This window comes from Paenibacillus polysaccharolyticus, assembly GCF_023714295.1.
Classification (GTDB): domain Bacteria; phylum Bacillota; class Bacilli; order Paenibacillales; family Paenibacillaceae; genus Paenibacillus; species Paenibacillus polysaccharolyticus_A.
In genome coordinates this window covers 22,303-48,444 of record NZ_JAMAUN010000012.1, presented here as the reverse complement: position 1 = coordinate 48,444, position 26,142 = coordinate 22,303, and the positions used below count along the sequence as shown (strand labels likewise).

At 46.9% G+C, this 26,142-nt stretch carries 20 protein-coding genes; 3 read left to right on the top strand and 17 right to left on the bottom strand.

The window, feature by feature from the left end; translation table 11 throughout:
- Positions 1 to 161: 161 nt before the first annotated feature.
- Positions 162 to 374 (top strand): hypothetical protein, encoded by a 213-nt coding sequence (locus M3629_RS23215; RefSeq protein WP_090923324.1) that lies wholly within the window; start codon positions 162 to 164, stop codon positions 372 to 374.
- 97 nt (positions 375 to 471) lie between these two features.
- Here the strand turns inward: M3629_RS23215 and M3629_RS23210 are convergent, their stop codons facing one another.
- The 3 genes from M3629_RS23210 to M3629_RS23200 form a co-directional block, all read right to left on the bottom strand.
- Positions 472 to 1,254: a DODA-type extradiol aromatic ring-opening family dioxygenase gene (locus M3629_RS23210; RefSeq protein ID WP_251510695.1), complete on the bottom strand. Its 783-nt coding sequence runs from the start codon at positions 1,252 to 1,254 to the stop codon at positions 472 to 474.
- Between the two features lie 114 nt (positions 1,255 to 1,368).
- Positions 1,369 to 2,199, bottom strand: coding sequence for an alpha/beta hydrolase (locus M3629_RS23205; protein ID WP_251510693.1), 831 nt, complete (start codon positions 2,197 to 2,199; stop codon positions 1,369 to 1,371).
- A gap of 285 nt (positions 2,200 to 2,484) precedes the next feature.
- Complete coding sequence (locus M3629_RS23200; protein WP_251510691.1) at positions 2,485 to 2,706, bottom strand: hypothetical protein; 222 nt, start codon at positions 2,704 to 2,706, stop codon at positions 2,485 to 2,487.
- A 411-nt stretch (positions 2,707 to 3,117) separates the two neighbouring features.
- On the opposite strand from M3629_RS23200, the gene M3629_RS23195 reads away from it, so the two are divergent.
- Positions 3,118 to 3,909, top strand: a complete 792-nt coding sequence (locus M3629_RS23195; protein ID WP_251510690.1) for a hypothetical protein — start codon at positions 3,118 to 3,120, stop codon at positions 3,907 to 3,909.
- Positions 3,910 to 4,025: 116 nt separating this feature from the next.
- Here M3629_RS23195 and M3629_RS28740 read toward each other — a convergent pair whose 3' ends face one another.
- Together M3629_RS28740 and M3629_RS23185 are read right to left on the bottom strand one after the other, a co-directional pair.
- Entirely contained in the window at positions 4,026 to 5,009 is a 984-nt protein-coding gene (locus M3629_RS28740; RefSeq protein ID WP_251510688.1) for an AraC family transcriptional regulator, read from the bottom strand.
- Between the two features lie 196 nt (positions 5,010 to 5,205).
- Positions 5,206 to 8,439 carry a copper amine oxidase N-terminal domain-containing protein gene (locus M3629_RS23185; protein WP_251510687.1) on the bottom strand — a complete coding sequence of 1,078 codons (3,234 nt, stop codon included), beginning with the start codon at positions 8,437 to 8,439 and terminating at the stop codon, positions 5,206 to 5,208.
- A 344-nt stretch (positions 8,440 to 8,783) separates the two neighbouring features.
- Here M3629_RS23185 and M3629_RS23180 point away from each other — a divergent pair, with 344 nt between their 5' ends.
- Positions 8,784 to 9,749 carry a hypothetical protein gene (locus tag M3629_RS23180; RefSeq protein ID WP_251510685.1) on the top strand — a complete coding sequence of 322 codons (966 nt, stop codon included), beginning with the start codon at positions 8,784 to 8,786 and terminating at the stop codon, positions 9,747 to 9,749.
- A 117-nt stretch (positions 9,750 to 9,866) separates the two neighbouring features.
- Here the strand turns inward: M3629_RS23180 and M3629_RS23175 are convergent, their stop codons facing one another.
- From M3629_RS23175 to purM, 12 genes are all read right to left on the bottom strand, one after another.
- Positions 9,867 to 10,487 (bottom strand): GNAT family N-acetyltransferase, encoded by a 621-nt coding sequence (locus M3629_RS23175; protein ID WP_251510683.1) that lies wholly within the window; start codon positions 10,485 to 10,487, stop codon positions 9,867 to 9,869.
- Between the two features lie 20 nt (positions 10,488 to 10,507).
- Positions 10,508 to 11,740 (bottom strand): threonine ammonia-lyase IlvA, encoded by a 1,233-nt coding sequence (ilvA, locus tag M3629_RS23170; protein ID WP_251510908.1) that lies wholly within the window; start codon positions 11,738 to 11,740, stop codon positions 10,508 to 10,510.
- A 207-nt stretch (positions 11,741 to 11,947) separates the two neighbouring features.
- Positions 11,948 to 12,862 (bottom strand): alpha/beta fold hydrolase, encoded by a 915-nt coding sequence (locus M3629_RS23165; protein ID WP_251510681.1) that lies wholly within the window; start codon positions 12,860 to 12,862, stop codon positions 11,948 to 11,950.
- Between the two features lie 254 nt (positions 12,863 to 13,116).
- Complete coding sequence (locus M3629_RS23160; protein ID WP_251510679.1) at positions 13,117 to 15,417, bottom strand: beta-glucosidase family protein; 2,301 nt, start codon at positions 15,415 to 15,417, stop codon at positions 13,117 to 13,119.
- A gap of 517 nt (positions 15,418 to 15,934) precedes the next feature.
- Positions 15,935 to 16,540: an alpha/beta hydrolase gene (locus M3629_RS23155; protein ID WP_251510906.1), complete on the bottom strand. Its 606-nt coding sequence runs from the start codon at positions 16,538 to 16,540 to the stop codon at positions 15,935 to 15,937.
- Positions 16,541 to 16,551: 11 nt separating this feature from the next.
- Entirely contained in the window at positions 16,552 to 17,502 is a 951-nt protein-coding gene (locus tag M3629_RS23150; RefSeq protein ID WP_285888984.1) for a ring-cleaving dioxygenase, read from the bottom strand.
- A 310-nt stretch (positions 17,503 to 17,812) separates the two neighbouring features.
- Complete coding sequence (locus M3629_RS23145; protein ID WP_154892161.1) at positions 17,813 to 18,895, bottom strand: hemolysin family protein; 1,083 nt, start codon at positions 18,893 to 18,895, stop codon at positions 17,813 to 17,815.
- A gap of 48 nt (positions 18,896 to 18,943) precedes the next feature.
- Positions 18,944 to 20,281, bottom strand: coding sequence for a hemolysin family protein (locus M3629_RS23140; protein ID WP_251510678.1), 1,338 nt, complete (start codon positions 20,279 to 20,281; stop codon positions 18,944 to 18,946).
- Between the two features lie 810 nt (positions 20,282 to 21,091).
- A complete protein-coding gene (gene purD / locus M3629_RS23135; RefSeq protein ID WP_251510676.1) occupies positions 21,092 to 22,357 on the bottom strand; it encodes a phosphoribosylamine--glycine ligase in 1,266 nt (421 codons plus the stop codon).
- Between the two features lie 219 nt (positions 22,358 to 22,576).
- Complete coding sequence (gene purH / locus M3629_RS23130) at positions 22,577 to 24,124, bottom strand: bifunctional phosphoribosylaminoimidazolecarboxamide formyltransferase/IMP cyclohydrolase (RefSeq protein WP_154960740.1); 1,548 nt, start codon at positions 24,122 to 24,124, stop codon at positions 22,577 to 22,579.
- A gap of 294 nt (positions 24,125 to 24,418) precedes the next feature.
- Positions 24,419 to 25,036: a phosphoribosylglycinamide formyltransferase gene (gene purN / locus M3629_RS23125; RefSeq protein WP_251510674.1), complete on the bottom strand. Its 618-nt coding sequence runs from the start codon at positions 25,034 to 25,036 to the stop codon at positions 24,419 to 24,421.
- A complete protein-coding gene (gene purM, locus M3629_RS23120; RefSeq protein ID WP_251510673.1) occupies positions 25,036 to 26,076 on the bottom strand; it encodes a phosphoribosylformylglycinamidine cyclo-ligase in 1,041 nt (346 codons plus the stop codon). Before purM ends, purN begins: the two co-directional genes overlap by 1 nt.
- Positions 26,077 to 26,142 lie beyond the last annotated feature (66 nt).

The window sequence follows — 26,142 nt, the reverse complement described above, 5'->3', positions numbered from 1 at the left end:
TTCATTTGTTCAGAACCTGACAACCTATGCTGATCTGCTCTTATTGCCCACCACTCTTCCATTTTCTTCAACCATTGTGCATCCGAGTCTCTACACTTGCTCACCAGTAGAATCCCATATTATGATGGTTATAAAGTCTAACAGTACAAAGGAGTATCCCTATGCCGACGCAGCGCCGTCTCGAAACCGACGCCGATTTTCAGGAAGCCATGACCTTAAAACATAAAATCCGGGTATTCAAAGATAACCACCAGATTGACTCTGGAGGTATCATCATTCGTTTTGACGAGAGAACCGTTGTTGTTCAATCCAGTGTCAGTGAACTGGCCTATCACTCACGTACCGAATGTGAGTTGTTCGAACTTCGCAAATAATTACTGCGGAACACCCAAACCCAAAAAAGGTTCCACGCAGTCAATCCACTTACCGCAGGAACCTTTTTGCTTATTTATAATCATACGACTGTATTCTTCAGCCGTCACCAAACTGCCAGCAATTCAAACTTAACGTGCCGCAGGCATACGACTGGAATAATCGCTTCGCTGTCCGAGACATATCTGCTGTGCCCATTGCATAGAACAATGGAGCAAGATGTTCCATGCCATAAGACGGAACGGCCGTCCTCGCATGAGGAGCTTTTTTTTCATACAGAAACAATTCTCTGGTATTCCATTGCTCTAGACGCTCTCCGAGCCAATCATCAAACTCTACAGCCCAGTCTTGAGGCTCATCATCCTGTGCCAACATTCTTAAATTATGCACGGTTCCACCACTGCCGATGATCAGCACGTTATCATGCCTGAGTTGCTCCAGCATACGCCCGATATCATACTGCTCTTGCGGAGAACGTAGCGAATCCACCGATACTGCAATCACTGGAATACTTGCTTCAGGGTACATATGCAGCAGTGGCACCCATACGCCATGATCCAGTCCACGCCCACGAACAGGTCGATGTGGCAAGTTACTCCGGGAGAATAACGCACAAATCTCGCTCGCAACATCGGTCTGCCCGACTGCAGGGTATTGTATGTTATACAACGCTGAAGGGTATCCGTAAAAATCATGCAAGGTCTGATGGGATTCATCCATCGTCACCGAAGGCTCGGGACAATCCCAGTGTGCGGTGAATACAACGATGGCCTTTGGAGCCGGCAGCCTGTCTCCAAGCTCGTTCAAAAATTGAGTGTAATCACTGCTCTCCAACGCCAGCGTAGGAGAACCATGCGCAATGAATAGTGCGGGTAATGTCATTGCTGCCAACCTCCAGACACGGATAGGATGCTTACCTCTCTATTTTACCCCGAAGCAAGCGCTTTTCCAAGTTAATACCCGTGACTTTTGATTGATGTCGTAAGGCTTTATCTCTTAGATCATCCAGTGTTGCCAGTTCTCTTCAATCTTCTGACGCTCCCCGAGCCATTCTCTCGTACGTGTGATCAGTTGTTCGCGCTCCTTACCAGATGAGAAGGTATGGTTGCCCTGGAAAATGATTTCCTTGTCGCAGCGCCCTTCCTGGCGCATCCAGAAGACTTTTTGATACAAGAACGCATAGTCCACAGGGATGACCTCATCCGAAGTACCGTGCACAACCAGCACATCTCCGCCGAATTTCACAGCTTCCTGGAATGGTTGATGCTCTGCCAAAGAGTCAAAGAATTTAGGCGTAAATTTATAGCCAAGATAATCCGCAGCACCTGTTCTCACACCCTCGTCATACACGTCCCTGCCCGTAATCTTCACGATATCGTTGAACGGATAACCGACAGCCGACCACATGACGAGATTTTTAACCCGTTTATCACGTACAGCAGTCAGCAGCGCAACAGCTCCGCCCAAGCTATGTCCGATCAAAGTAACCCGTGTTGGGTCGACATCACTGCAATTCACAGCATAATCCAGCACCGAACGGGTTTGCAGCACCATGGACTCCAGCCCTTCCGCTCCGTACTCCCCACTGCTCTCTCCGCAGCCAATATAATCGAAACGCAGCACCAGATATCCGTCTTCCGCGAGTTCACGCGCTGTCTTCACAAATAATCGATCCACCCCAATTCGGCTTCCCACAAAGCCGTGGCAGATGACTGCCAAAGGCACTCGTTGCTGACGTGTCTCCTCTTTGATATCTTTTACAACCGGATAGTGAATGGTCGCAGTTAACTCCTCTTCCCCGTGACGAATACTGATCTGACGTTCCATACGGATTTCCCCTTTCATGGTGACCTTGCGCCTAATTACTTGATATATATTCAACGTATTTTAATTAATTATGTTTAATCCGATAAGTTTAGTGAGTATTAAGAAGATATTAGTATATTATCATTCCCTCACACGCAAGTCAACGCGAGAAATGAACCCTTTATTTCATGCGCAGCTGTTCTCTTTTCGTACGGATTTTCTCGTAAAAAAAGAGCCTCGCTATATTCAGCAGGGCTCCGAAAATTTCTGATCATTCCTGTATTCTTACGTTAGATCTGCACGATCCTACTCATAGCTCCTGCGAAACATCGCATGAGTCTCAATACGTCCGTTCCACTCATGTTGCTGACCTGCTCCCTCGTTGTCCCAGAAGCTTCTGCCCTGCCAGTTATCATCATTCAACTCTTCTCCGAACTCTGTATCTTCCATCGGCACCACTTCATCCACGATACCACGGGAATTACTGTTGAGCAGCATCTTTCTTGTCAGATCTGATTGTTTATCCATGCTAACCACACTCCTATCCATCATTTCAGTTTGGAAATGCTACTATTGTGATGGATTGGGCAGCTCTTTATTCACGGTTCACAGAATCGTTGCTTCTTCCAACCAAGCTATGTATATTCACAACTCCACAGGGGAAAATAAAACCAAAATTCCAGGCATGCCTGTCCCGGAAGCCTGTTACCGAAAGGAATGAACTCATGGCACATCTACTCGGATGGATTCAGCATCATGGAAAACTGGTGCTCTTATGCACCTGTGTTGTGTTAGCCTGTATCGGGCTATGGGTAAATCACAAGCAGTTATTTTATAAGGAATGACTTTGCGAAACGAGAGCCCTTCCCGTATACTAAAATATCGTCAGGGTCTTCATGGAATGGAAGATCAGAACGTGTGAGACAGGGGGAGCAAGCATTGGGGATTTCCTATAAAAAGCTGATAGAAATACAAAATCGGCAAATCACAGAGATGAGCCGTATGACACCAGACAACGTACAATTGTATAACCAGATCAGCACCATCGCAAGGCAAGCGCCAGCAGACGAGAAAACACAGGAAGAATGGATTCTCGCTGCGGGAAAAGCCATCGTACAAGCACAGAAGGATAACAAATCTGCACGCGAATTGTACGGATCTGATCTGGAAGAAGATATTTATACCCAACTTGGAGTAGGCTCAGCAGATACATATGCGCAATCAGGGGCAAGCACAGGGGAAGGTTCAAACAGGGAAAACCGTAGCGGAAGTGTCCCTCAATCTGATGATCAATCGGATACACCAGAACCTGTGAAACGGATGCCAAAATGGTATGTTATGATTGCCTGGGCGGCCATATCCGTTGTCCTGTTCATTCAGGGCTGTGCAGGACTATTCTTCGGCTTAACAGACGGCGATACTGAGGCTTTTGAACATATCAGCCTGTTCTCTCTCATCATTAGCGCTGTAGGCGGAATTGCGCTCGTAGAGATGCTGCGCCGATTAGCAGAACGTCCCGACGACCAGGGGACAGACAAACATGTCATGCCCAAAGTTAACGTTCGAAGCATTATCATTTATATCGTGATCGTTGTACTTGTTCTTTTTGTAGGTTATCCACTTCGGGATAAACTCCCTACGTTCTACATGGCTCCATGGGTTAGCGCCGTTATTGGTATTGTTGGTCTTGCTTTAATCAGGCCTATTTTCGGGCAAAAAAAGCAGGCATGATTGAAGGAGGCAATGTCGAATGTGGTTGTTTCGTGGTACACATAGATGTTCTTTTACTTTATAAGAAATTCCATTCAAGAGACCGTCAGGTCTCTTTTTTTATTGCAGATTCGTATTTATTTGTGACGGGGGTGGTGATCCTGCTCCAGTCTGAGCTGATTGCGTAGTTTCATGCCTTTGCCTGGCGTTTCCCCGAATTCACGCTTGAACATACGAATAAAATAATTCACTTCCATGCCTACATTCTCCGCAGCTTCCTTCACACTAGCCTCAGGATGTTCATTAAGCCATTCCAGTCCCTTTTGTAAACGCCAGCGTTGCATATACTGATGTCCAGTCACGCCATAATGCTGATGAAATAAACGATTCAAATGCTGCACAGAGTAACCAACTGCCTCGGCCACATGTTTCAATAACAGATCGTCCTGATAATGAGCCTGCATTAAAACGATTGCCCGATTCAGTCCTTCCAGCCCAGCGTCCGAATTCCCGTGTACATGTGAACTTACAGCTCTGTTCACTTGCTCGACACTCACTGCACTTAAAGACGTTTGTCTCGTTTTTTCCTCACTCGCCAGAGAAACAGGTGATATTGATTTCATAGCCTGAGCCATTTCCATAATAAGCTGGTAAATCGAAGTGGACATTTTCCACATCGATATTCCGCCGCCCTGATCCAACGTCCTCCACAAGTCCGTCATCTGCGACCATATCTGATCAAATCCGGCTAATGTGCAAGGTCCTCCAGGAACGATGCCTGCTGCCCGAAGTACTGAGTCTGCTGATTCACCGCCGATCCCAATGAACCCCAACTCTCCACCCGCTTTTGAATAAGGGATGTAATCATAAGCAATACCCGGTTCCATAGCAAACAGTTGCTCTGCACCCATAGCAATCGATCCCTTACCAAAAATGTTAAACTTCCCTCCACCATCTCGTGTCAAAAATAACTGATACACTGGAAATCCTTCCGGTCGATGTAGCCCTTTCTCTTTCTGTGTACCTACACCGTAAAGGTATAGCGGCATCCGGGTGTTCGGCTGCCCCGTCAAACGAAATGGTAACATTCCATCCTTCCTTTCGACCCATGTGCTATTCACACTCCCTGACTCCTATTATCCCTGGTTTGCTCCAAGAGCAGCAATGGTCTTAGGAACCCTTTTGAGGGAATCTAATCTGGAAAAATAAGGACATTAGTCATGCAGAGGATGGCTGGTACTGGCAACCTTAATGGGTGCATAGAAAAACTCCCTTTCCGGAGTGGAAAGGGAGTTGGAGTTATTACATTTTGTAAAATTAACCTTGTATTTGTGAGGATGACTGTTCGCTATTAGTTCCAGTTGTGCCCCCAGAAGTCGTATTATTGTTATTCGTTTGATCTTGGGTTTGTTGCACAGCCGGAAGCTTCTCGAGCTTAAAAGTATCCGATGAATTTGATATTGCATTTTTGTTGGCTGTTGAATTAGAAGCAACCGACAGAATATATATCTTGTAGTCCGTCCCTTCCACAAGGTTGGATCCTGTTGAATCTGTAGAATCGGTCGTCAAATCAATATCATTTGTTGAGGGGCCACTTACTACAAATTTTTGATAACTTGTTATAGAACTTGCTGAATCATCATTTAGAACATCTGATCCCTTAACAATAATTAATCGATACTCCGAAATCCCCGTTTCAGGCGACGGTTTGGCAAATGTGAGTTTATAACTCGCTTTGTCTGTTGTACTCGTCTTTTGCAAGCCCGTTAAGCTTGCCGCTTGAACTGGAGTTGCTTTATCATTGATGCTAAACTCATTTGATGCAGGTGACAAGCTTGATGGACGAGTTATGCTGTCAGATGCAGACATTACAAACACTTGGTAATTTTGTCCCACTACAAGACTATCTGAGTTAATATCCTTGTATCCAGAATTCAAAACAATTGATGAGCCAGCATTTGCTTTTGGTTGGTCAGTATATGATTTAGAATCAAGACCAAGCGCCGAATTCAAGGTAAATCCTCTTACTTGATTTGCTGGCACTATGAAGATACGATATGTTGCAATTCCTGTTTCAGGAGCTGCTTTAGCAAATGTTATGGTTACGTCAGAAGGATTACCAGATTGTTGTCCTTGATCTTTAACCGTTACAGTCACTTTTGTCACTGCTGCTACAGCAGCAGAGGTACTAGTTAATTTCACGATTGGTGATGCCAATGAGATTGCACTGGACTGAGATGAGTTGTTATTCACAGCCACAACAAACACACGATAGTCTACATCATTTACGATACTTGTGCCATCTGTTGCTTTAGCATCACTTGGTAATGTGAAATTCTGGTTGCTTCCTGTTTTGCTTCTACTCGTATAAACTGTGTTGCTACTCATAGCAGAACTCAGATTGAAGCTCCCTGCGACGGAATTTTTCACAACAAACACGCGATAATGACTCACATTGGTTTCATCCGTTGAGCGATTAAACGTCACACGCAGATCACTACCATTTCCATTATCCGTCACATCAGTTGCACTCACATTAGTCGGTGCAGTAACCGCTGTATTGGGTGTCAACGTGATCTGAGCCGAAGACGACGAGAGCGCGTTCTGACTCCAGTTCCCGTTGCTATTTACGGACAGAACAAACACACGATAAGCGTTGTAGTTCGCAATTCTATAACCATTGGTATCAAGTGCACCGTTCGAAAGGGTCACGGACAAGTTGCCACCCGTTTTGTTCACCTGTGTGTAATAGTTCGAAGAATTCGCAGCATTCAGATTGAAGCTTCCTACATTATTGGCAGGTACAACGAATACACGGTAGTGAGAGATATTGGATTCATCGGTTGCTCTGCTAAACGACACACGCAGGTCAGCTCCATTACCGTTATCTGCAATATCCGCAACCGACAGGTTCGTTGCCACACCTGCAATGCTATTGGAGGTCAGTCTCAAAATATTGGAAGACGCTGACAACGCATGAGTATAGTTATTCTGCTGATTGCCTGCTGCCATGACATAGATTCGATAATCCTGCAGGTTCGTGATGTTATAACCACTGGTATCCCGCATATTCGATGGCAATGTAACCGCGAGGTTATTACCTGTTTTATTGACGGTGTAATATAGGCTGGAAGACAGATTACTTGCTGTATTTAAGTTGAAGCTGCTGGCTACCGAGTTACGTACAACAAACACGCGATAGTTCGCTACCTTGGACTCATCCGATACACGGTTAAAACTCACCTGAATATCGCGTCCATCTCCATAATCCGAGATATCTCTCACTTGTGTAATGACCGGAGCCAGAGCTGTGTTCGCGGACAATGTCAGGGAAGACGATACAGCAGACAGCTTGCTATCTGTTGCTGTATTCGCACTTACAGACATAATGTACACAACATACGCGGTTCCGTTTTTGATCAATTCACCCGACGTATCTCGCGATGATGAGGACAACTGGCTTTTGACTGCACTAGAATTCCCTTTATTAATGAACGTGGAATTTGTGCTGGATACCTTGTTCGCAGCAGCCAGATTAAATGTGGATGCGTCCTTCGCTTTTACAACAAAGGCACGGTAATTCGTAATATTCGCATTGGTGCTTGGCTGTGTGAAATTGATCTCCAGATCTCTTCCATCGCCATAATCGCTAACATCGGCAATGCGCAGACCTGTCACAGCTTGAACGGAAGGTTTCACTTGGTTCAGCTTCAGGACCTGTGTAGACCAGCCTAAATAGTTTTGATAATTATTGTTGCTGTTGCCAACGGTCAATACATACAATCGGTAGGTTTCATTGCTATTGAGCAAATCACCGTTAACATCACGTGTCTGAGCATTAAGTGTCAGCTTCGGATTGGTACCGTTTGGTGTAATTGACGTGTAGTTTGCCGGAGATACAGCTGAAGCAACTGATTCCTTAAAACTACTTGTATCCCGACTTTTCACCAACATGATTCGGTATGCAGATATTGTTCTTTCTGATTTGGCTTGTGTAAAGCTTACCGTCAGGTCACGGCCGTCTCCGTTGGTACCGGATACGGATCCGTAAATATTCCAAGCGGAGAACTGCGTATCGTCAACCGGCGTTTCAGGTGTATATGTGGTTTGAACGTCGACACGCTGACTACGTGAGTTCCAATATATTTTTTCCCCAAAAGCTTCGCTCACAAAACGAATCGGCACCATGGTGTTACCCTTGATCGTCGTCGCAGGAACATCCAATGCATTCAGTTGACCATTGATATATGCAGCCTTGGAACCGAGTGTTAATGAAACCACTTGATCCCCACGGGTTGCTGTAATGGTTTTCGTTCTATTGTTGAACTGCACATCGGCATCGATCCCTTCAAAGATGGACCGGAGTGGAACGAGCACACGTCCAGCCTTCATTACAGGAGCTTGAACCGAGGGCACCTCTGTACCGTTAATATAAATACTGATTCTTGCCGCAGCGTCCATCACTGATGTTGGCAGTGCAGACATTAGCATGGCTGATACAGCCAGTGCTGACATCACCTTTTTGACTTGATTGCCTCCCGATTTCCTCATAAACCTATCCCCATTCTCCCATAATTGGTACACTCTTATAGATTAGCTGTTCAATTCAATAATTCCTGTATTTTCCTATGCACAACTAAGACGTTCCGATTCGTTAAAAAGTTTCCGGTTCCCCAAAATTTATTTTCGCAGAAACATTGGCCTTGCATCCACCTTGCAAAGGTTAAAATTAACAGAATATTTTGTCACCATTCCGCAACCACTTTTTGTGTCATTTGCTATAATCTGTGGGTAACCGTTAACTAGACATGCTTCACTTGCTATGTATTATTTTTAATAGGTAATGTTGCTTCAGCCTCACTTACTTACATCAGACTACGGGAGGGTTAGTATCCATGACATCATCTTTGCACTCTTTAAAAAATAAAGGCATGCGCGCACTACTTACCGCTACGGCTATTACTTTATTGTTACAAGCGGCTGTTGCTCCTGTCGCCGGCATCGCTTCTGCTGCCCCTGCTACTGACACCAAGGTCACTGCAGCCAATTCAATTGCAATCTACCAATCCTTTCAGACCATGCTCTACAAAAAAAATGGCCTGCCCGCTGCGGACCGTTATCTGGAGTCTAAGATCAGCCAAGTCACTCCTCATCATGCAACCCTGATGGTACTTCAACTGGAGAATGCCCGTTTCAAAGCGCTAACGGCCATAACAGATCGCATGCTTGTGCCCAATGTTCAGGATCAGATGCAGAAAATATACAAGTGGAATGACAGCTTCACCCAGTTGATGTCCCGCACCAAAGACAAGAGTCTCCGCTCACTGCTACAACAGGCGAGAGATAGTGGCTATCGTCTTACCATGATCGAGGGTTCACTCTATCCAATCATGAATTATGCTGCTTTTGACAAATACACTTCTTATGTCAATCAAGATATCAAACAGTACATCCGCATCATGGCGGTTGAAACGAGCAATATCGCCTCGGAAGATGGGGGCCTCATGATCGGATATCAGGATATGCTGAACCGTGCGCTCAATCAGGAGCGGTTCCTGAATGATTTTCCTGACTCAAACCGGAGAAATCGAGTGCAGATGCTGATGAATGAATATACGCTATACACCTTCTACGGGCTGGACAACACCCCTCTGTTCGATTATGACACCAACCTAATGGTGCCCAATGCTCAAAAAGGTTACAGAGCTGTCTTACAGCGCAACTCTTCCGGGGATAGTGCTTTTCTGAAAAAACTGGATACCTTCATGAAAGTCGTTGCCGAATCCAAGTTTGAAAAGACAGAGGCCGTCGACCAATGGCTGGAGCAGAACGCAGCTAGAGATGAATATCTGCCTCAGTAGAGTAAGCAAAATAAAACCAAAAAGACGAAGACAACTGCCCTTCTGGCATTGCTTCGTCTTTTTCATTGCTTTCGAGACATCCGTGCCTAACCACGCACCTGCCATCCCGAGTCGTCACTAGGATTCGATTCGTTTAATCATATGATAATACTCATGTCCACCGACGAGGATCACTTCATCCTGAACATAGCCTTGTCTTTCATAGAGTTGTTTCGCGCGGTCATTGTCCTGCTCCACGATCAGGGCAACCTGCACGTGCCCGAGTTCTCTTCCCTGCTGCTCGAACGCAGCCATCAGTGCACGGCCGATGCCTTGCCCTTGAAATGGCTCACTTACCGAAAGAGTATCGAGATAATACTCTCCCGGACGGGTTTCTTTTACTAGAGCATATTTCTCATCCCCATCACGTCCGGGACGATTGCGTAGCGGCTGATCCAGACGATCCGCATCATCGCCGGCATAAGCTACCAACATACCCGCAATTTTGCCCTCCTGCTCCATCACAGTGATATTCTGATAACTGATCCGGTTACCTTCCAGAGTAACAAACTCTTGCAAGATGTCCATTGCCCGCTCATGGTCTGCCTCCCCTGCAAGTGCATAAGCAATATCACCAATTGCCTGCACCAGCAGCGGAATGATCTGATCCACATCTTCCTTCCGTGCAGGTCGGATCTGAGGCATTGACTTTTGGTGCTCTGAACCTATTTGTTGCTCTGAATTTATCATAGGTTTCATGTTAAAAAGACACCGCCCTCTCAGATCAACATGTTGAACAAATTCAGGTTTTTGTTCAGCTCAGTGTAGGCGATACCTTTGCGGTTCATCCGTTCGATGAGCGGTTCGTAATCTTCTTTGTACATAAGCTCGATGCCAACCAGGGCGGGGCCGTTTTCCTTGTCATGTTTTTTCGTATATTCAAATCTGGCGATATCGTCATTCGGACCGAGCACTTCCTCCAGGAACTCACGTAGAGCCCCCGCACGCTGCGGGAAATTCACCATGAAATAATATTTCAGACCTTCGTAGATTAGAGAACGCTCTTTGATCTCTTGCATCCGGTCAATATCATTATTACCGCCGCTGATGACACAGACCACCGTCTTGCCTGCGATCTGTTCGCGGTATTGCTCCAGTGCGGCTACAGCCAACGAGCCTGCCGGCTCTACCACGATAGCATTTTCGTTATATAACTCCAAAATCGTTGTGCAGGCTTTGCCTTCTGGCACCTTCACGATGTCATCCAAAATGTTGCTGCAGATGTCATAAGTCAAATCACCGACCCGTTTAACGGCTGCGCCATCCACAAACTTATCGATATCATCCAGCGTAACCACTTGTTTGCGGAACATCGCTTCACTCATGGAAGCTGCTCCAAGCGGCTCAACACCGATGATTTGTGTTTCAGGACTTACGGTTTTCATGTAAGTCCCTACTCCAGCCGCCAAACCGCCGCCACCGATTGTGACGAATACATAGTCTGCATTCTCATCAAGGCTTTCCATGATCTCCATCGCAACTGTACCGTTCCCCGCAATAATCTTCGGCGAATCAAACGGATGGATAAAGGTCATACCCTGTTCGTTGCACGCACGCATGGCTTCAGCATACGCATCATCATACGTATCACCGATCAGCACAACTTCCACATTATCGCCGCCAAAACGTCTCACTTGCTTCACCTTCTGGTTCGGGGTTGTGCTTGGCATAAAGATTTTGCCGTGGATGCCCAGTGCATTACAGCTAAAAGCCACACCCTGTGCGTGGTTGCCGGCACTCGCGCAGACGATGCCTTTCTCCATTTCGGCGGGGGTCAGATTGCGTATCATGTTGTAGGCCCCGCGAATTTTGAACGAACGCACCACCTGAAGGTCTTCCCTTTTCAGATACACATTACAGTTATATTTAGCCGAAAGTACAGCATCCCGCTGTAACGGCGTTCTGACAATGACTTCACGCAACACATGATGCGCGCGCACAATATCTTCCATACCCACACTGGCATGTCTGGAACCTTCATTTCCGGCTCCCGTTCCTGCTGTTTCTTGATTCTCTGGTTTCATCTGTCTCCACACTCCGCCTATATGGTCTAGCAATGTCAACCATTGCTTTTTCTTTTTATTGTATCACTTTTGCTCTGTCCTTGCGCCTGATGCAGACAGGATAGATCTGCCTCTCTCCTATTTCAGACTTATACTTTACGAGTTACTTCTCATCTCTACTTCTTCCTTGTTTCTCGTTTCTCTTACTTCTTTATCCCTGATCATTCGCAAAATCTCATCGGTAATGACTTCGGGGTCTGTAAACATCACCACATGCCCCGAGTGTGGAGCCTCCACCCATCTCGCATTGGACAGCTGATTCACCGTCTGGCGGTGAGCTGCAACGATTGCGGGCCTGATCTTGCGTTCTCCTTTGCCCGGCAAGGTGCCCGAAATAATACTGACTTCCAAATCTTCCAGTTGGGGAGGCTGCTTCCGCAACCCCTTTAAATCTTGCAGAAAATTTTTTCCTTCCGCTGCCAGTGTCCGAGCGGCCTTTACCGTAAAGTCCTCCTGGAGGTGATCTGCTGCCACATCACCAGGCTGGGTAAGGAAATCCTTCATGCCAAGGAACCGATACAAGCCCAGGCGAGCCAGAATTGGACTAAGCGCACCGTTAAATGCAAAACCCGCTTTCGCCATTCGGGAAAAATATAATTCACAATGCTCATCTGACGGGTCCACAAGAATGATTCCCCTCAGACGTGTCAGATTAGTCTCGGCAGCTGTCCGCACAATTGGTCCGCCCCAGCTATGTCCTACCAGTATAAACGGTCCCGGCCCCAGTGCCGATAGCAGTTCATTCAGGTCTTCCGCAATTCGGGCCAGCGTGCGCGGAGAAGAATCAACATCACTTCGTCCCGCCCCGGCTCTGTCGTACACCACGGTACGTGCATGCTCTGCTATGGTCGGCACCACCAGCCCCCACGTTGATCTGGAGACACCCATACCCGACTCAAACACTACAGTATACTTTCCCGTCCCCTTGGTCATATAATGCAACTTGCGGCCATCCTGGGTTTCGATATATGTACTTGAACCAAACGTATGTAATCCGGCTTCATGACTCATTCCTTCACCTTCCTCTCAAATTAATCCACACCATCTATCGATCATCGCCGACTCTAAATGAAAACAATTATCAACTACTAATTATACCTGTTTACTTGTAAAAAAAGAACACCCGATCCATTATTGATCGGGTATTCTCCCAGCCTTGCAGCGGCTGAATATGCATTATAAAATTTTCAGCCTCGTTTCCCCGTTACTTGCCCATAATCTAACTAAACCAGCCATAAAATCGTTCAGCGTGGAACTGCACGCTCTTATCCGCGAATGCCGTGATCCTTGTTATTCATCTGATCTAGCAGCTGGTTCATCGCTTCCTCGGTCATTGCACCACCGCTAAAGGCCACAAGGGCACGCAGCGGCATATATTTCATCATCGCGTTCATCATATCCGCATGATCATTGTCACCAGAATCATCTCCGCCGCCGAAACCGCTCGCTTCCTGGAATTGCCGCAAAGCCTGCTCAATCAGCTTTTTATTCTCCGGGTCGCGCTGAATATCGCCGAGGGTACTATTGCGTGTATACGTTGGAATGAACGTGGCAGTAGACTCTACGCTTACCCGAGTCTGCATACGAATATCACGCGAAGAGCTGCCCACCTGAATCTCGAACTCGCCAGTCTCAACGTGCCAGTCTTTCATATCCACGTTGTAATACGCGAACGAACGCTTATTCAGCGTGAAATGGACTATTTTGGACTCGCCAGCTTCCAGTGCCACCTTCGAAAAACCTTTCAGCTCCCGATCCGGACGAATCACCGTACTCTCCATATCACTAACGTACAGCTGTACGATCTCTTTCCCTGCACGCTCCCCCGTATTGGTGACACGTACTTGTACCTGCACCTCGTCCAGATCCGTTAGTGCCGACCGATCTACCTGTAAATCGCTGTACTCAAACGTGGTATAACTGAGCCCGTAGCCAAACGGGAATAGCGGTTCCAGCTCTTTTTTATCATAATAACGGTAACCGACGAAGATACCCTCGCGGTAATCCACACGATCTGCCTCACCCGGGAAGTTTAAATAGGATGGATTATGACTGAGCTTGGCCGGGAAGGTCTCTGCCAGTTTACCGGACGGGTTCACCTTACCATAGAGCAGATCGACGATTGCGCCTCCTACAGCCTGTCCGCCAAGATAAGCTTCAAGCACAGCTTGAACCTGCGGCAGCCAAGGCATCTCCACCGGAGAACCGTTGCTCAGCACAACTACTATGCGGGACTGTACCTTGGCAACCTCTTCAATCAGACGAATGTGGTTATCGGGCAGACTTAGATGGGTACGGTCGTAACCTTCGGATTCGTATCGATCCGGCAATCCAACAAAGACGACAGCTGTATCTGCAGCTTGTGCAGTCTGAACGGCCTCCTGCAACAGTGTCTCATCCACATCATCCTCCTCAATCCGGTACCCTGGTGCATACGAGATGGTCACTCCATCGCCTGCTATAATAGTCATCTCCTCGACAATATCATCGACCTTGGTCGGATTAATGTGGGAGCTTCCCCCTCCCTGAAAGCGAGGTTTACGTGCAAAAGCACCTACGATGGCTACGTTACCTTCATGCTTTAGCGGAAGAAGCCCAGCTTCATTTTTCAACAACACCATACTCTCGGACGCCACTTTACGCGCAAGCTGATGATGTTCATCTTTATCGTACGAAACGCCTTCTTTCTTATGATCCACCGCTTTGAAAATTAAGGTCAGCACACGCTCCACCGCAAGATCCAGCTTGTCCATGGGCAGCTTTCCGCTCTCTACCGCATCAATCACCTTACGTTCTCCAATACCGCCGCTTGCTGGCATCTCCAGCTCCAGTCCGGCTGCTAGCGCATCTGCCCGCTCATTTACAGCGCCCCAGTCCGAGACAACCAGACCTTCATGGCCCCATTCATCCTTCAATATGTCCGTCAGCAGCCACTCATTTTCACCCGCATACGTACTGTTTACTTTATTATAAGAACACATGACCGTCCAAGGCTGTGCATCCTTCACTGCGCCTTCGAAGCTGGCCAGATAAATCTCGCGTAGCGTCCGTTCGTCTACCACCGCATCAATCGACATACGGCGCTTTTCCTGGTTATTCACGGCAAAGTGTTTGAGAGACGTACCCACGCCCTGACTCTGCACACCCTGAATATGAGCGGTAGCCATCTGAGTCGATAACAGCGGATCTTCGGAAAAATATTCAAAGTTCCGTCCACCCAATGGGGAACGTTTAATATTCACCCCCGGCCCAAGCAGTACCGCCACATCTTCGGCCTGACATTCTTCGCCCAAAGCCACGCCGACCTGACGCGCCAACTCCGTATCCCACGAACTCGCCAGCCCTGCCGCAGACGGAAAACAGGTTGCAGGCACACTTGCGGTTAGACCCAAGTGATCTGCACTGCTGTCCTGTTTGCGCAATCCGTGAGGACCATCTGTTACCATAATGGAAGGAATACCCAGACGATTCACCCCTTTCAAATGCCAAAAGTCGAGCCCTGAACACATTCCCGCTTTTTCTTCCAGTGTCATCTGCTGTACCAAATCTTTGATGTTACGTTCCACGTTGATCCCTCCGGTTCATGATTTTCGTATAGTGTCGGAGCAATATAGTAAGCATACTGCGCGAACTCTCCCCATTTCAAATCTTTACCCGGTTCGTCACGTTTACATAACAGGTTAGTTCGTTTTCCTGAGGCTTATAAGTTGAATTAAGGATTTTACACGATGTACGATGGCAGAATAACCTGGAGAATAGCTGTTATTCCCAGATTTTTTGATTCCCTTTCCCAAAGGGGAAAATCCGGTGATAAGCTTATGCTTCCGATGTAGCTTTCTTGCAGAAAGCTTTTAGGCGAACGCTTCGCTTTTCCAGGTTTTTTCTGTCCTCTCCGTTAACGTGTAAAAGAATAGTTCAACTTAAACAGGAAATAAAAAGCGAAAAAACAGCCCGATCTCAACGATCAGGCTGCCTGCGAACTACTTGTTCATGTCGATGCATGCTCAATCTTATACTGCAATCCTTTACTGCAATCCTTTACTGCAATCCTTTACTACAATACATCCAAATACTGTACCTGTATTACACCTGTGATGTATACCAAGCTGCCGCAGCTTCAGCCTCGGTACGTGTCAGTTGATGTCCCTGACGTTCCCAATGCATATGCACATCAGCACCCGCTCCGCTCAGCAATGAAGCCAGTTCCTCCGTTTCACGTCTTGGTACAATAGGATCATTCTCCCCTGCACCGATGAAGACGGGCAATCCTTTCAGATCAGGCAGTGTCAATCCGCGCAGAGGTACCATCGGATGGTGCAGGATCGCTCCCTTGAATACATCTGCCTGATGGAACATCAAACTTGCGGCAATGTTGGCGCCATTGGAATAACCCAGTGCATACACGTTCGAACGATCGAATCCATATTCCACCGCGGCAGCATCGATAAAGGCTCCCAGTTCCGCTGTCCGGGCAATCAGATCCTCTTCATCAAAGACACCTTCCGCAAGACGGCGGAAAAAACGTGGCATCCCATTCTCGGACACGTTACCTCGCACTCCAAGAATCGCCGCCCCCGGAGCAATCATCTCTGCCAGACCGATCAGATCATTCTCCGTTCCTCCGGTCCCGTGGAGCAACAGTAGTGTCGGTGCATCTGGCTGAGAACCTGCTTTGTAGATATGTTTCATCGTCGCTGTACTCATGATTTAGACTCCCCTTTCCATTCCCGTACTTGAATTGGTGGCAGCAATTGTTCGATCTGCTCACGCTGTGGTTCGTACCATTCAGGCAGCATCAATTTCTCACCCATTGTCTCTTGTGGCTCATCCCGTGCAAAGCCCGGAGGATCTGTAGCAATCTCGAACAAAATACCGCCTGGTTCCCGGAAATATACCGCATTGAAGTATTGACGGTCAATCACGGGTGTTGGATGATACCCTGTTTGATCCAGGTCCTGTTGAATCTGTTCATGCTCCGTGTAATCTTTGGCACGCCATGCAATGTGGTGTACCGTTCCCGCACCACCGATACCGCGCTGGATACCTGTCGATTGAATATCGATGATCTGTCCCAGATCACCGCTCGCCCGCAGACGGATCAGGCCATTTTCTTCGCCAACCTGTTCCAGACCAAGCTTGCTGACAAGCACATCCATCGTTTTCTCAGGCACGTGACTGTACAGTACCGCACCGCCAAATCCTTTGATGGCATGCTCCGGTGTTACCCCGTTAAATGCCCACTGGCTTGGCTGACCGCCTTCCCGCTCAACCAGTTCAAGGAGCAATCCCCCTTTATCGAAGAAACGAATATATTGTTCACCGAATCTCGTTTTATTTTCATATGGAATATCGAAGGATGCAAGACGTTCTTTCCAGAACGACAGGCTGCCCACCGGTACCGCATAGACGGTAACTCCGGTCTGACCTGAGCCGATCACACCTCTTCTTGAATTTTGCTGCGGGAAAAACGTAATGATCGTACCTGGCGCACCTTGCTCATTGCCGTAGTACAAGTGATATACATCCGGTGCATCAAAGTTGATCGTTTTTTTCACCAGTCTGAGTCCCAGTACACCTGCGTAGAAGTCTACATTTTTCTGTGCATCGTCGACAAAAGCGGTAATGTGATGAATGCCTGAAGTTCTGAACATAATCTCCACTCCCTTGGTTTTGGTTTATGGTTCGTATCTTATCTTTGTTGTTATCATTTATCTTTAATTTAAGATTCTTTAAATTCATATTAATCCATAACCGAGTAATATGCAAGCATTTATTTCAAAATTAAGATATTACTTCGATGAACCTTAAATAGACTCGTTGTTTTTGTTAAAACGTATCGCTCTGAACTGCTTTTCACATAAAAAAAACAGGTCTCCGCACCGAAGTACGGGAACCTGTCTTTAATAACGTCTATCTCACCAAAATGAAGCCTACTTCTGATTCTGCTTCTGGTTCTGATTCTTATACCAATTTTAATTTCTTCGGTGGATTAACCAGATCTTTATGCTCGTATTCATCCTTGATATCCCCGACAATCTCTTCGAGAATATCCTCCATGGTCACCATTCCGATCGTTGCGCCAGCTTCGTCTTTGACAGAAGCGATATGCACACGACTATGTTGCATCTGAACGAGTACATCCTTGATCGGTGAACGCTCCGAGAAGCTCGGCATTGGGTGCATGAACGTGTTCATGCTGAACGTTCTGCCCGCAGCTACACTCGTTAACGTCTGTTTGGTATTAATAAACCCGACAAAATGGTTTGCATCCCCGTTTGCAATGACAGGATACCTCGTATACTCATGCTGATTCAACACTTCAATAATCTGTTCCAGCGGCATTTCTTTATTCAACGTAACGATTTTATTTCGGGGAATCATGATCTCCTGAAGCAAGCGCTCATCAAAAGCAAAGATATTTTTGAGATAGTCCAGCTCGGTTTGATTAATCTCACCGCTCTCATAACTTTGCGCCATAATCAGCTTTAATTCCTCTTCGGAGTGAACGGTATCATGCCCGGCCGGTTTGATACCGAAGATGCTAAGCAATAAACGTGCTGCACCATTCAGCGCATAAATGAACGGGTTCATAATTTTACCGAACCAGTAGAGCGGTGGTGCAAGCAACAACGTCATCTTTTCAGCAAACTGAATGGCAAGTGTCTTCGGTGCAAGCTCACCAATCACAACGTGCAGGAAGGTGATAAATGCCAATGCAATCGCGTAAGAGAGTACGGTGGACAGTGCAGCAGGCACTTCCAAACTCTGAAATAACGGGTGCAACATCTTCTCTACGGTCGGTTCACCCAAGGCACCCAGTACGAGTGCTGTAATCGTAATACCCAGTTGACATGCAGACAGATAATAATCCAGGTTATGTGCCACTTTTTTGGCGACCACCGCTTTTTTGTTGCCTTCCGAGATCAACTGATCAATACGGGACATCCGTACTTTCAGAATAGCGAATTCGGCTCCTACGAAAAACGCAGTCAAACCGATAAATACAGCTACTAAAAATAAGTTTAAGGCTATTATTCCGTCCAATGATTTCCCTCAAGATGAGGGATTCACCTCCATTAAGTTTTGAAATGTTTAAGCCAGATCGCTTGCAGCTTCTTGGGCTTCAGTTCCGTTTACACGTTCAAGCAGCACCTGCTTGATGTGATAGTTCTCTGCATCCACTACCGTCCAGACGTAGTCACCGTGTTCAACGGTATCTCCTTTTTCCACGCCGACACCCTTCTGGTACTGAATCCATCCGGCAACCGTATCCATCTCTTCATTACCTTCGAATATAATTCCGAATTGACGCTCCAGTTCATCCAGCAGCACACGGCCACTAATTAGATACTGGTTTTCCCCGGTCTCCTGAATGTCCGCTACTTCATCAGCATCGAACTCATCCCGGATCTCGCCAACCAGCTCTTCAAGGATATCCTCCATCGTAATGATTCCCGAAGTACCGCCGTACTCATCCACGACGACAGCCATATGCACACGTTCCTGTTGCATTTTGATCATCGCATCCTGAATGGAGGTCACTTCCGACACAAATGGAATCTCACGCACAAAGGCACTCAATTGATGTGCTCGGGTCGCAACCATGTCCGGCAATATCTTCTTCACATTCACGACACCGATAATGCGGTCTTTATCTCCATCCTCAATGACGGGATATCTGGAGTAGTTATGCTCATCCAATATAGGAATGATATCGTCATACGTCATATCTTGATTCAATGTAATCAGTTCTGTACGAGGAACCATGATATCTTTGGCATCACGTTCATCGAACACAAACACATTTTCCAAGTATGAAAGCTTGGTCTGATTACTCTCATCGCCTTCATAGCTCTGGTTCATAATGATCTTAATCTCGTCCTCAGAATAGGCTTGATCATGTCCGGCTGGTTTTACACCGAATCCACGTAGGATTACACGCGATGCACCATTGAGTGCCCAGATGAATGGGTACATGATTTTACCAAACCAGTACAGCGGCGGCGAGAGTAACAAAGTCAATCTTTCGGAAAATTGAATCGCTAACGTTTTGGGTGCCATCTCACCAACAACGACATGCAAAAACGTAACGAGAATAAAAGCTATCGCATAAGAAGCAATCGCCGAGGCCGAGGCAGGCACGTCAAAATAGCTGAACAACGGATACAATAATCTCTCCACAGTCGGTTTCCCCAATGCCCCGAGTCCGAGGGCTGTAACGGTAATACCTAGCTGACAGGCGGACAAATAATAATCCAGATCCGAGACGACCTTTTTAGCGAGCACTGCCTGTTTATTGCCTTCGGCAACCAGTTGATCCACCCTTGATGTACGAATCTTTACAACAGCAAACTCCGACGCAACGAAAAATGCGGTCAGTACAATCAAGATGATAAGTAATGCGATATTTAATATGGTAATTATGTCCAAAGACTTCCCCGATAGTCAGGGATTCACCTCCAAGATAGTTACAGCGTGATACATTAACGTTCATGTCGTTAACTGTTCATACGCTGTTGAATGTGTGATACCAAGAGCCCGTGACGAATAAAAAATATATAAAAAATCAGTTCATGATCACTTCTGTATAAGTCGCATAATGACCTTGTAAATCTAAAACAGGAATCCAAGATGAAGTCAATAACGCCCATGACGTGTAGAAACGACTTCAATCAAAACGGGTTACCCCTCATGCTGTCCATTGTTCCTTGATCAACTCCACCTAGATTCGCCATTTGGACAATTTACAATATCGCCTACCCAATAGATATCCACCTCCCAACGTATCGATTCCTGTTTCCGAAAAGTATATCATGTTTTGATCCAAACCATCCAGTTGCACGTTATGGTTTGGCACAAGCTTACAGTCTATTGTTCACAGAATAGTCTATATGTATGTTATCCTCTGGCATTTTAACCAGTGTGATCCTGTAATTAAGAGATGGATTTATCGCCTATCTTTCTTCAGACTACCTACGTTCCCCGCTTTTATGTAAAAGGCTCTTCCGAATTGATACAGTCCTCTTGTTATAGAATAATGCAGTTTATTAAAAAACTACCCGTTTCATTTGGGCATCAAACAGATCCAGAGGCTCACTGGCATAGCGGCTAAGTTTCACTCTCAAGGCTATGTAAAGGATTTTGGCTGTCTTTTTTTACACATGATATTGTAATACGCGAAAAAAAAGCCCGCAGGATGCAAATACCTTGCGGTACCCATCCTACGGGCTGGCTTAATTGTTATACCAAAGCTTTGGCTGCAATGTCGGTACGTTGATGTTTGCCTTCAAATTGAATGAACTCTGCTTGTGCATAAGCTTTGGCTCTTGCTTCTGCAATGTCAGCGCCTAGGCCTACAACACCTAGAATACGTCCACCGTTTGTCACCCAGTCTCCAGCTTCATTACGCGCTGTTCCTGCATGGAACACAACAGCCTCTCGGGCTTGATCCAGTCCCTCAATCACAACACCTTTGGCATAAGGGCCGGGATATCCGCCTGAAGCAAGCACGACACATACAGCGGCTTCTTCGCTCCATTCAATCTCCAGATCAGCCAGCTTACCATGAACGGTTGCCCAGAAAATGTCGAGCAGGTCCGTTTTCAGACGTGGCAACACGACTTGGGTCTCCGGATCTCCAAAACGAGCGTTGAACTCAATTGTTTTGGGTTTGCCATCCGGGGAGATCATCAGACCCGCAAACAATACACCACGGAATGGACGTCCCTCGGATACCATTGCTTTCACTGTTGGCTTAATGATGGTTTCCACCGCTTCTTCAATAATGGAGGCTGGAATATGTGGAAGTGGGGAGTACGTACCCATGCCGCCCGTATTTGGCCCCTGATCATTGTCGAACACAGGTTTATGATCCTGCGCAGCAGCCATTGGACGAACCGTCTCACCGTCAACAAAAGCCAGAATCGACATCTCCTGTCCGGCGAGGAATTCTTCGATAATCACTTTCGCTCCAGCTTCACCAAACACCTTATCAACCATAATGCTGCGAAGGGCCTGATTCGCCTCTTCACGAGAGTATGCTACGGTAACCCCTTTACCTGCAGCGAGTCCGTCCGCTTTGATAACAACCGGGATTGCTTGCCCGTCCAAATATGTCTGAGCTTGCTCGTAGTTGTCGAACTTCTCGTATGCAGCCGTAGGGATATTGTATTTGTGTAGCAGATCCTTCATAAATGTTTTGCTGCCTTCGATTTCCGCTGCATTACGGCGTGGGCCGAAGACCGGGATTCCTGTCGAGTCAAATGCGTCCACAATGCCGTCTGCGAGCGGATCATCTGGTCCAATAACGACGAGGTCTACTTTTAGTTCAACTGCCAGTGCTTTGAGTTTATCGAATTCATGTACCGCAATCGGGTGACATTCTGCAAGCTGTGCAATACCCGCATTCCCGGGTGCACAATGAATTTTACCTGCCTTTGGACTCTTCGCCAGTGCCCAGATAATTGCATGTTCGCGGCCGCCGCCGCCGACTACCAAAATATCCATTCGTCTGTTTCCCTCCACGCTTTACTGGATTGTGATGTTCCTACACTTCAAAAACATTAAGTGATCTGTTTTTATTCATCTATTTCCTGAAAAAAGGAGTGCCCCATACGTCATCAGCATGACAGGTGACACTCCTTTATAACACTTGCCACTTTTTGATGAAGAGTATTTTAATACTTCTGTTCGGACTTTAACTCTTCCACCTGCTTATTACTTGTCCTAGTGTTTAAAATGACGTACGCCCGTGAATACCATGGCGATGCCATATTCATTGGCTACCTTGATAGACTCTTCGTCTTTGATCGAGCCGCCTGGCTGAATGACTGCTGTAATACCCGCTTTTGCCGCCAACTCAAGTGTATCACCCATCGGGAAGAATGCATCGGAAGCGAGAATAGCTCCTTTTGCCTGCTCGCCAGCTTGCTCAATTGCAATTTTGGCCGCGCCGACACGGTTCATTTGCCCTGCACCTACACCTACCGTCATGTCGTTCGCAGCAAGTACAATCGCGTTGGACTTCACATGTTTAACAACTTTCCAGCCAAACAATAGCTGTTTCATTTCTTCTTCGGAAGGTGCACGATCTGTAACCACGTTGAGCTCGCTCGCTTCAATGGAGTGTACGTCTGATTGTTGCACGATCATACCGCCGTCAATCGATGTCACCACGAATTGGCTTTCACGGTTGCGAGCTGCATTCAGTTCACCCGTTTTGAGCAAACGAATGTTTTTCTTTTTCGTCAGAATATCCAGTGCTTCTTGGGTAAAATCAGGTGCAAGTACGATTTCCAGGAAAATCTCGCTCAGCTTGTTCGCCGTATCGCTGTCAATAATGCGGTTTGCCGCCACAATACCACCGAAAATCGATGTTGGGTCAGCAGCATACGCTTTGCTGTAGGCCTCATAGATGCTTTCGCCGATACCTACACCGCAAGGATTCATATGTTTCACGGCAACCACTGCTGGCTCTTCAAATTCTTTGACAATCTGCAGTGCTGCGTTAGCATCGTTGATATTGTTGTAGGACAGTTCTTTACCGTGTAGTTGCTCGGCTGTAGTCAATGTATCCTGTGCAGCGAGTGGTTTGCGGTAGAATGCCGCTTGTTGGTGTGGATTTTCGCCGTAGCGTAGATCCTGGAGTTTTTCGTAAGTAACCGTCAGACGCTCTGGTAGTGGATCGCCATTAACGTTGGACAGGTAGTCGGAGATCAGTGCATCGTAAGCCGCCGTATGACGGAACACTTTTGCCGCAAGCCGTTTGCGTGTTTCCAGCGTCGTATCACCGCCGCTGCGCACTTCCTCCAGTACTTGACTGTAGTCAGCCGCATCAACAACGACACTAACAAAAGCATGGTTTTTAGCTGCTGAACGAAGCATCGTTGGCCCACCAATATCGATGTTCTCAATCGCATCTTCATAGGCTACATCTGGCTTTGCGATGGTTTCCTGGAAAGGATACAGGTTTACAACGACCAGATCGATATACCCGAGACCAAGCTCCTGCATTTGGCGTGTATGCTCTTCGTTATCACGAACAGCGAGCAAACCGCTGTGAACTGCCGGATGCAATGTTTTGACACGTCCGTCCATAATTTCCGGGAACCCGGTTACGTCCGAAATTCCGATGACAGGTACGCCTTCCTTCGACAGCAGGCTACTTGTACCTCCTGTCGAAATAATCTCCACACCCATTTGCGACAGCTCGCGGCAAAAGTCCACGATGCCTGTTTTATCCGATACGCTGACCAGCGCTCTTTTGATACTCACAATATGCTCCTCCTTTATTATCCCATAAGCTTCGCGTTTCCTGACGAAACACAGCCGATTTATTTCCCGAGAAATATCACAAAATGCGTACCAATTTTCGACTTCTGTTATATGAGTTGAACCATAGTGTTTACACGGAACACTCCGATGACAGAACAACCTTTCAATCGCTGTTATCCCCAGATTTTTTGATTCCCTTTTTTCAAGGGGAAAATCCGGTGATAAAGGCGAGCGCTTCGCTTTTTCAGGTTTTCTCTGTCCTCTCCGTTAACGTGTAAAAAAGGGCAACTTATATCAAACCGGTTTGTTAACGATAACGTGGCGTCCGTTTAATTGAACCAGACCTTGCGCGAACCAAGATACCACTTCAGGGTATAACTGCTGTTCGGCAGCATGGATAGCTTTGCTGATCGTTTCCGCCGTATCCCCTGGTTGGACAGGCACAGGATGCTGGGCAATGATCGGTCCTGTATCCATGCCTCCGTCCACAAAATGAACGGTTACACCTGTCAATTTCACACCATAATCAAGTGCTTGTCCAATCGCATCTTTGCCAGCAAAGGCTGGCAGGAGCGATGGATGAATGTTGATCAGTCGACCCGCGTAACGCTCAACCATTACGGAGGTCAGCAGTCTCATATAACCCGCCAGCACAACCAGATCGATCTGCTTGGATTCGAGCACTTCGATAATTTGTGTCTCGTAAGCTTCACGCGAATCATACGCTTTGGGCGTAAACAGATGGCAGTCTACCCCTGCATCCTGTGCTCGCTGCACAACGCGTGCAGCAGGTTTATCACAGACGAGTAATTCCACCGATGCACCCAAGTCACCATTCCGTGCTGCATCCACCAGAGACTGAAAGTTGCTTCCTGTCCCTGAGGCAAATACAGCAATGCGGTAGTTCGTCATTAAACATCCGCTCCCGTGAAGGTTACTCGCGCATCTCCTTCAGTTACACGGCCAATGATGTACGCCTCTTCACCGGAAGCTTTTAGTTGCTCCAATGCTTTTGCTGCATCCGCTTCGTTCACAACCAAGACAAGTCCGATCCCCATGTTAAACGTCGTGAACATATCACGGTTGGACACATCGCCTTTTTGCTGTAAAAGATTAAAGATTGGCAAGATCGGCCATGAACCATAATCGATATCTACGTTCACGTCGCTTGGTAACATACGCGGTATATTTTCAATAAATCCACCGCCCGTGATGTGCGCCATCCCTTTAACTTTGACATTCTCCAGCAGGGACAGTAATGGTTTTACATAAATTTTCGTTGGCTCCAGCAAGGCATCGCCCAGTTTGCCACCCAGCTCCGTCACTTCGGAATGCAAATCCAGGCCAGCTTCTTCAAGCAACAATCTGCGAACCAGAGAAAATCCGTTGCTATGCACGCCGCTGGAAGCGAGGCCGATTACGGTATCTCCAGGTGCGATGGTTGTGCCATTGATGATTTTTGCTTTATCCACGATACCCACGGTGAAACCTGCGATATCATACTCACCTTCACTGTACATTCCCGGCATCTCAGCCGTTTCACCGCCGATGAGCGCACAGCCGGACTGATGACAGCCTTCCGCGATACCCGCAACGATCGCCTCAATCTTCTCCGGGATAACTTTGTCACAAGCGAGGTAGTCCAGGAAAAAGAGTGGCTCCGCTCCTTGAACAACGATATCATTGACACACATGGCTACCGCGTCTATACCAATCGTGTCATGACGATCCATCGCAAATGCGATTTTCAGTTTGGTTCCAACACCATCTGTACCGGAAACCAAAACCGGCTCATCATATTTTTCTTTGTTCAATCCGAACAGGGCACCAAATCCACCCAAATCCGTCATCACTTCCGGACGGAAGGTACGCTTTACGTGTTTTTTCATCCGTTCAACCGCTTCATTCCCTGCCGCGATATCGACGCCGGCCTTTTTATATGCTTCGGACACAACCCTCACACCCTTCGTATCTTGTATAAATTGAGTTGAAAATATTTACACCGCACACTCCGATGA

Coding starts and splice junctions, on each gene's coding strand:
- M3629_RS23180 (WP_251510685.1), top strand. CDS start 8,784: ATGACATCATCTTTGCACTCTTTAAAAAATAAAGGCATGCGCGCACTA.
- M3629_RS23165 (WP_251510681.1), bottom strand. CDS start 12,862: ATGAGTCATGAAGCCGGATTACATACGTTTGGTTCAAGTACATATATC.
- M3629_RS23205 (WP_251510693.1), bottom strand. CDS start 2,199: ATGGAACGTCAGATCAGTATTCGTCACGGGGAAGAGGAGTTAACTGCG.
- M3629_RS23185 (WP_251510687.1), bottom strand. CDS start 8,439: ATGAGGAAATCGGGAGGCAATCAAGTCAAAAAGGTGATGTCAGCACTG.
- M3629_RS23210 (WP_251510695.1), bottom strand. CDS start 1,254: ATGACATTACCCGCACTATTCATTGCGCATGGTTCTCCTACGCTGGCG.
- M3629_RS23150 (WP_285888984.1), bottom strand. CDS start 17,502: ATGTTCAGAACTTCAGGCATTCATCACATTACCGCTTTTGTCGACGAT.
- M3629_RS23155 (WP_251510906.1), bottom strand. CDS start 16,540: ATGAAACATATCTACAAAGCAGGTTCTCAGCCAGATGCACCGACACTA.
- M3629_RS23175 (WP_251510683.1), bottom strand. CDS start 10,487: ATGAAACCTATGATAAATTCAGAGCAACAAATAGGTTCAGAGCACCAA.
- purD (WP_251510676.1), bottom strand. CDS start 22,357: ATGGATATTTTGGTAGTCGGCGGCGGCGGCCGCGAACATGCAATTATC.
- purN (WP_251510674.1), bottom strand. CDS start 25,036: ATGACGAACTACCGCATTGCTGTATTTGCCTCAGGGACAGGAAGCAAC.
- M3629_RS23200 (WP_251510691.1), bottom strand. CDS start 2,706: ATGGATAAACAATCAGATCTGACAAGAAAGATGCTGCTCAACAGTAAT.
- M3629_RS23215 (WP_090923324.1), top strand. CDS start 162: ATGCCGACGCAGCGCCGTCTCGAAACCGACGCCGATTTTCAGGAAGCC.
- ilvA (WP_251510908.1), bottom strand. CDS start 11,740: ATGGAAGATATTGTGCGCGCGCATCATGTGTTGCGTGAAGTCATTGTC.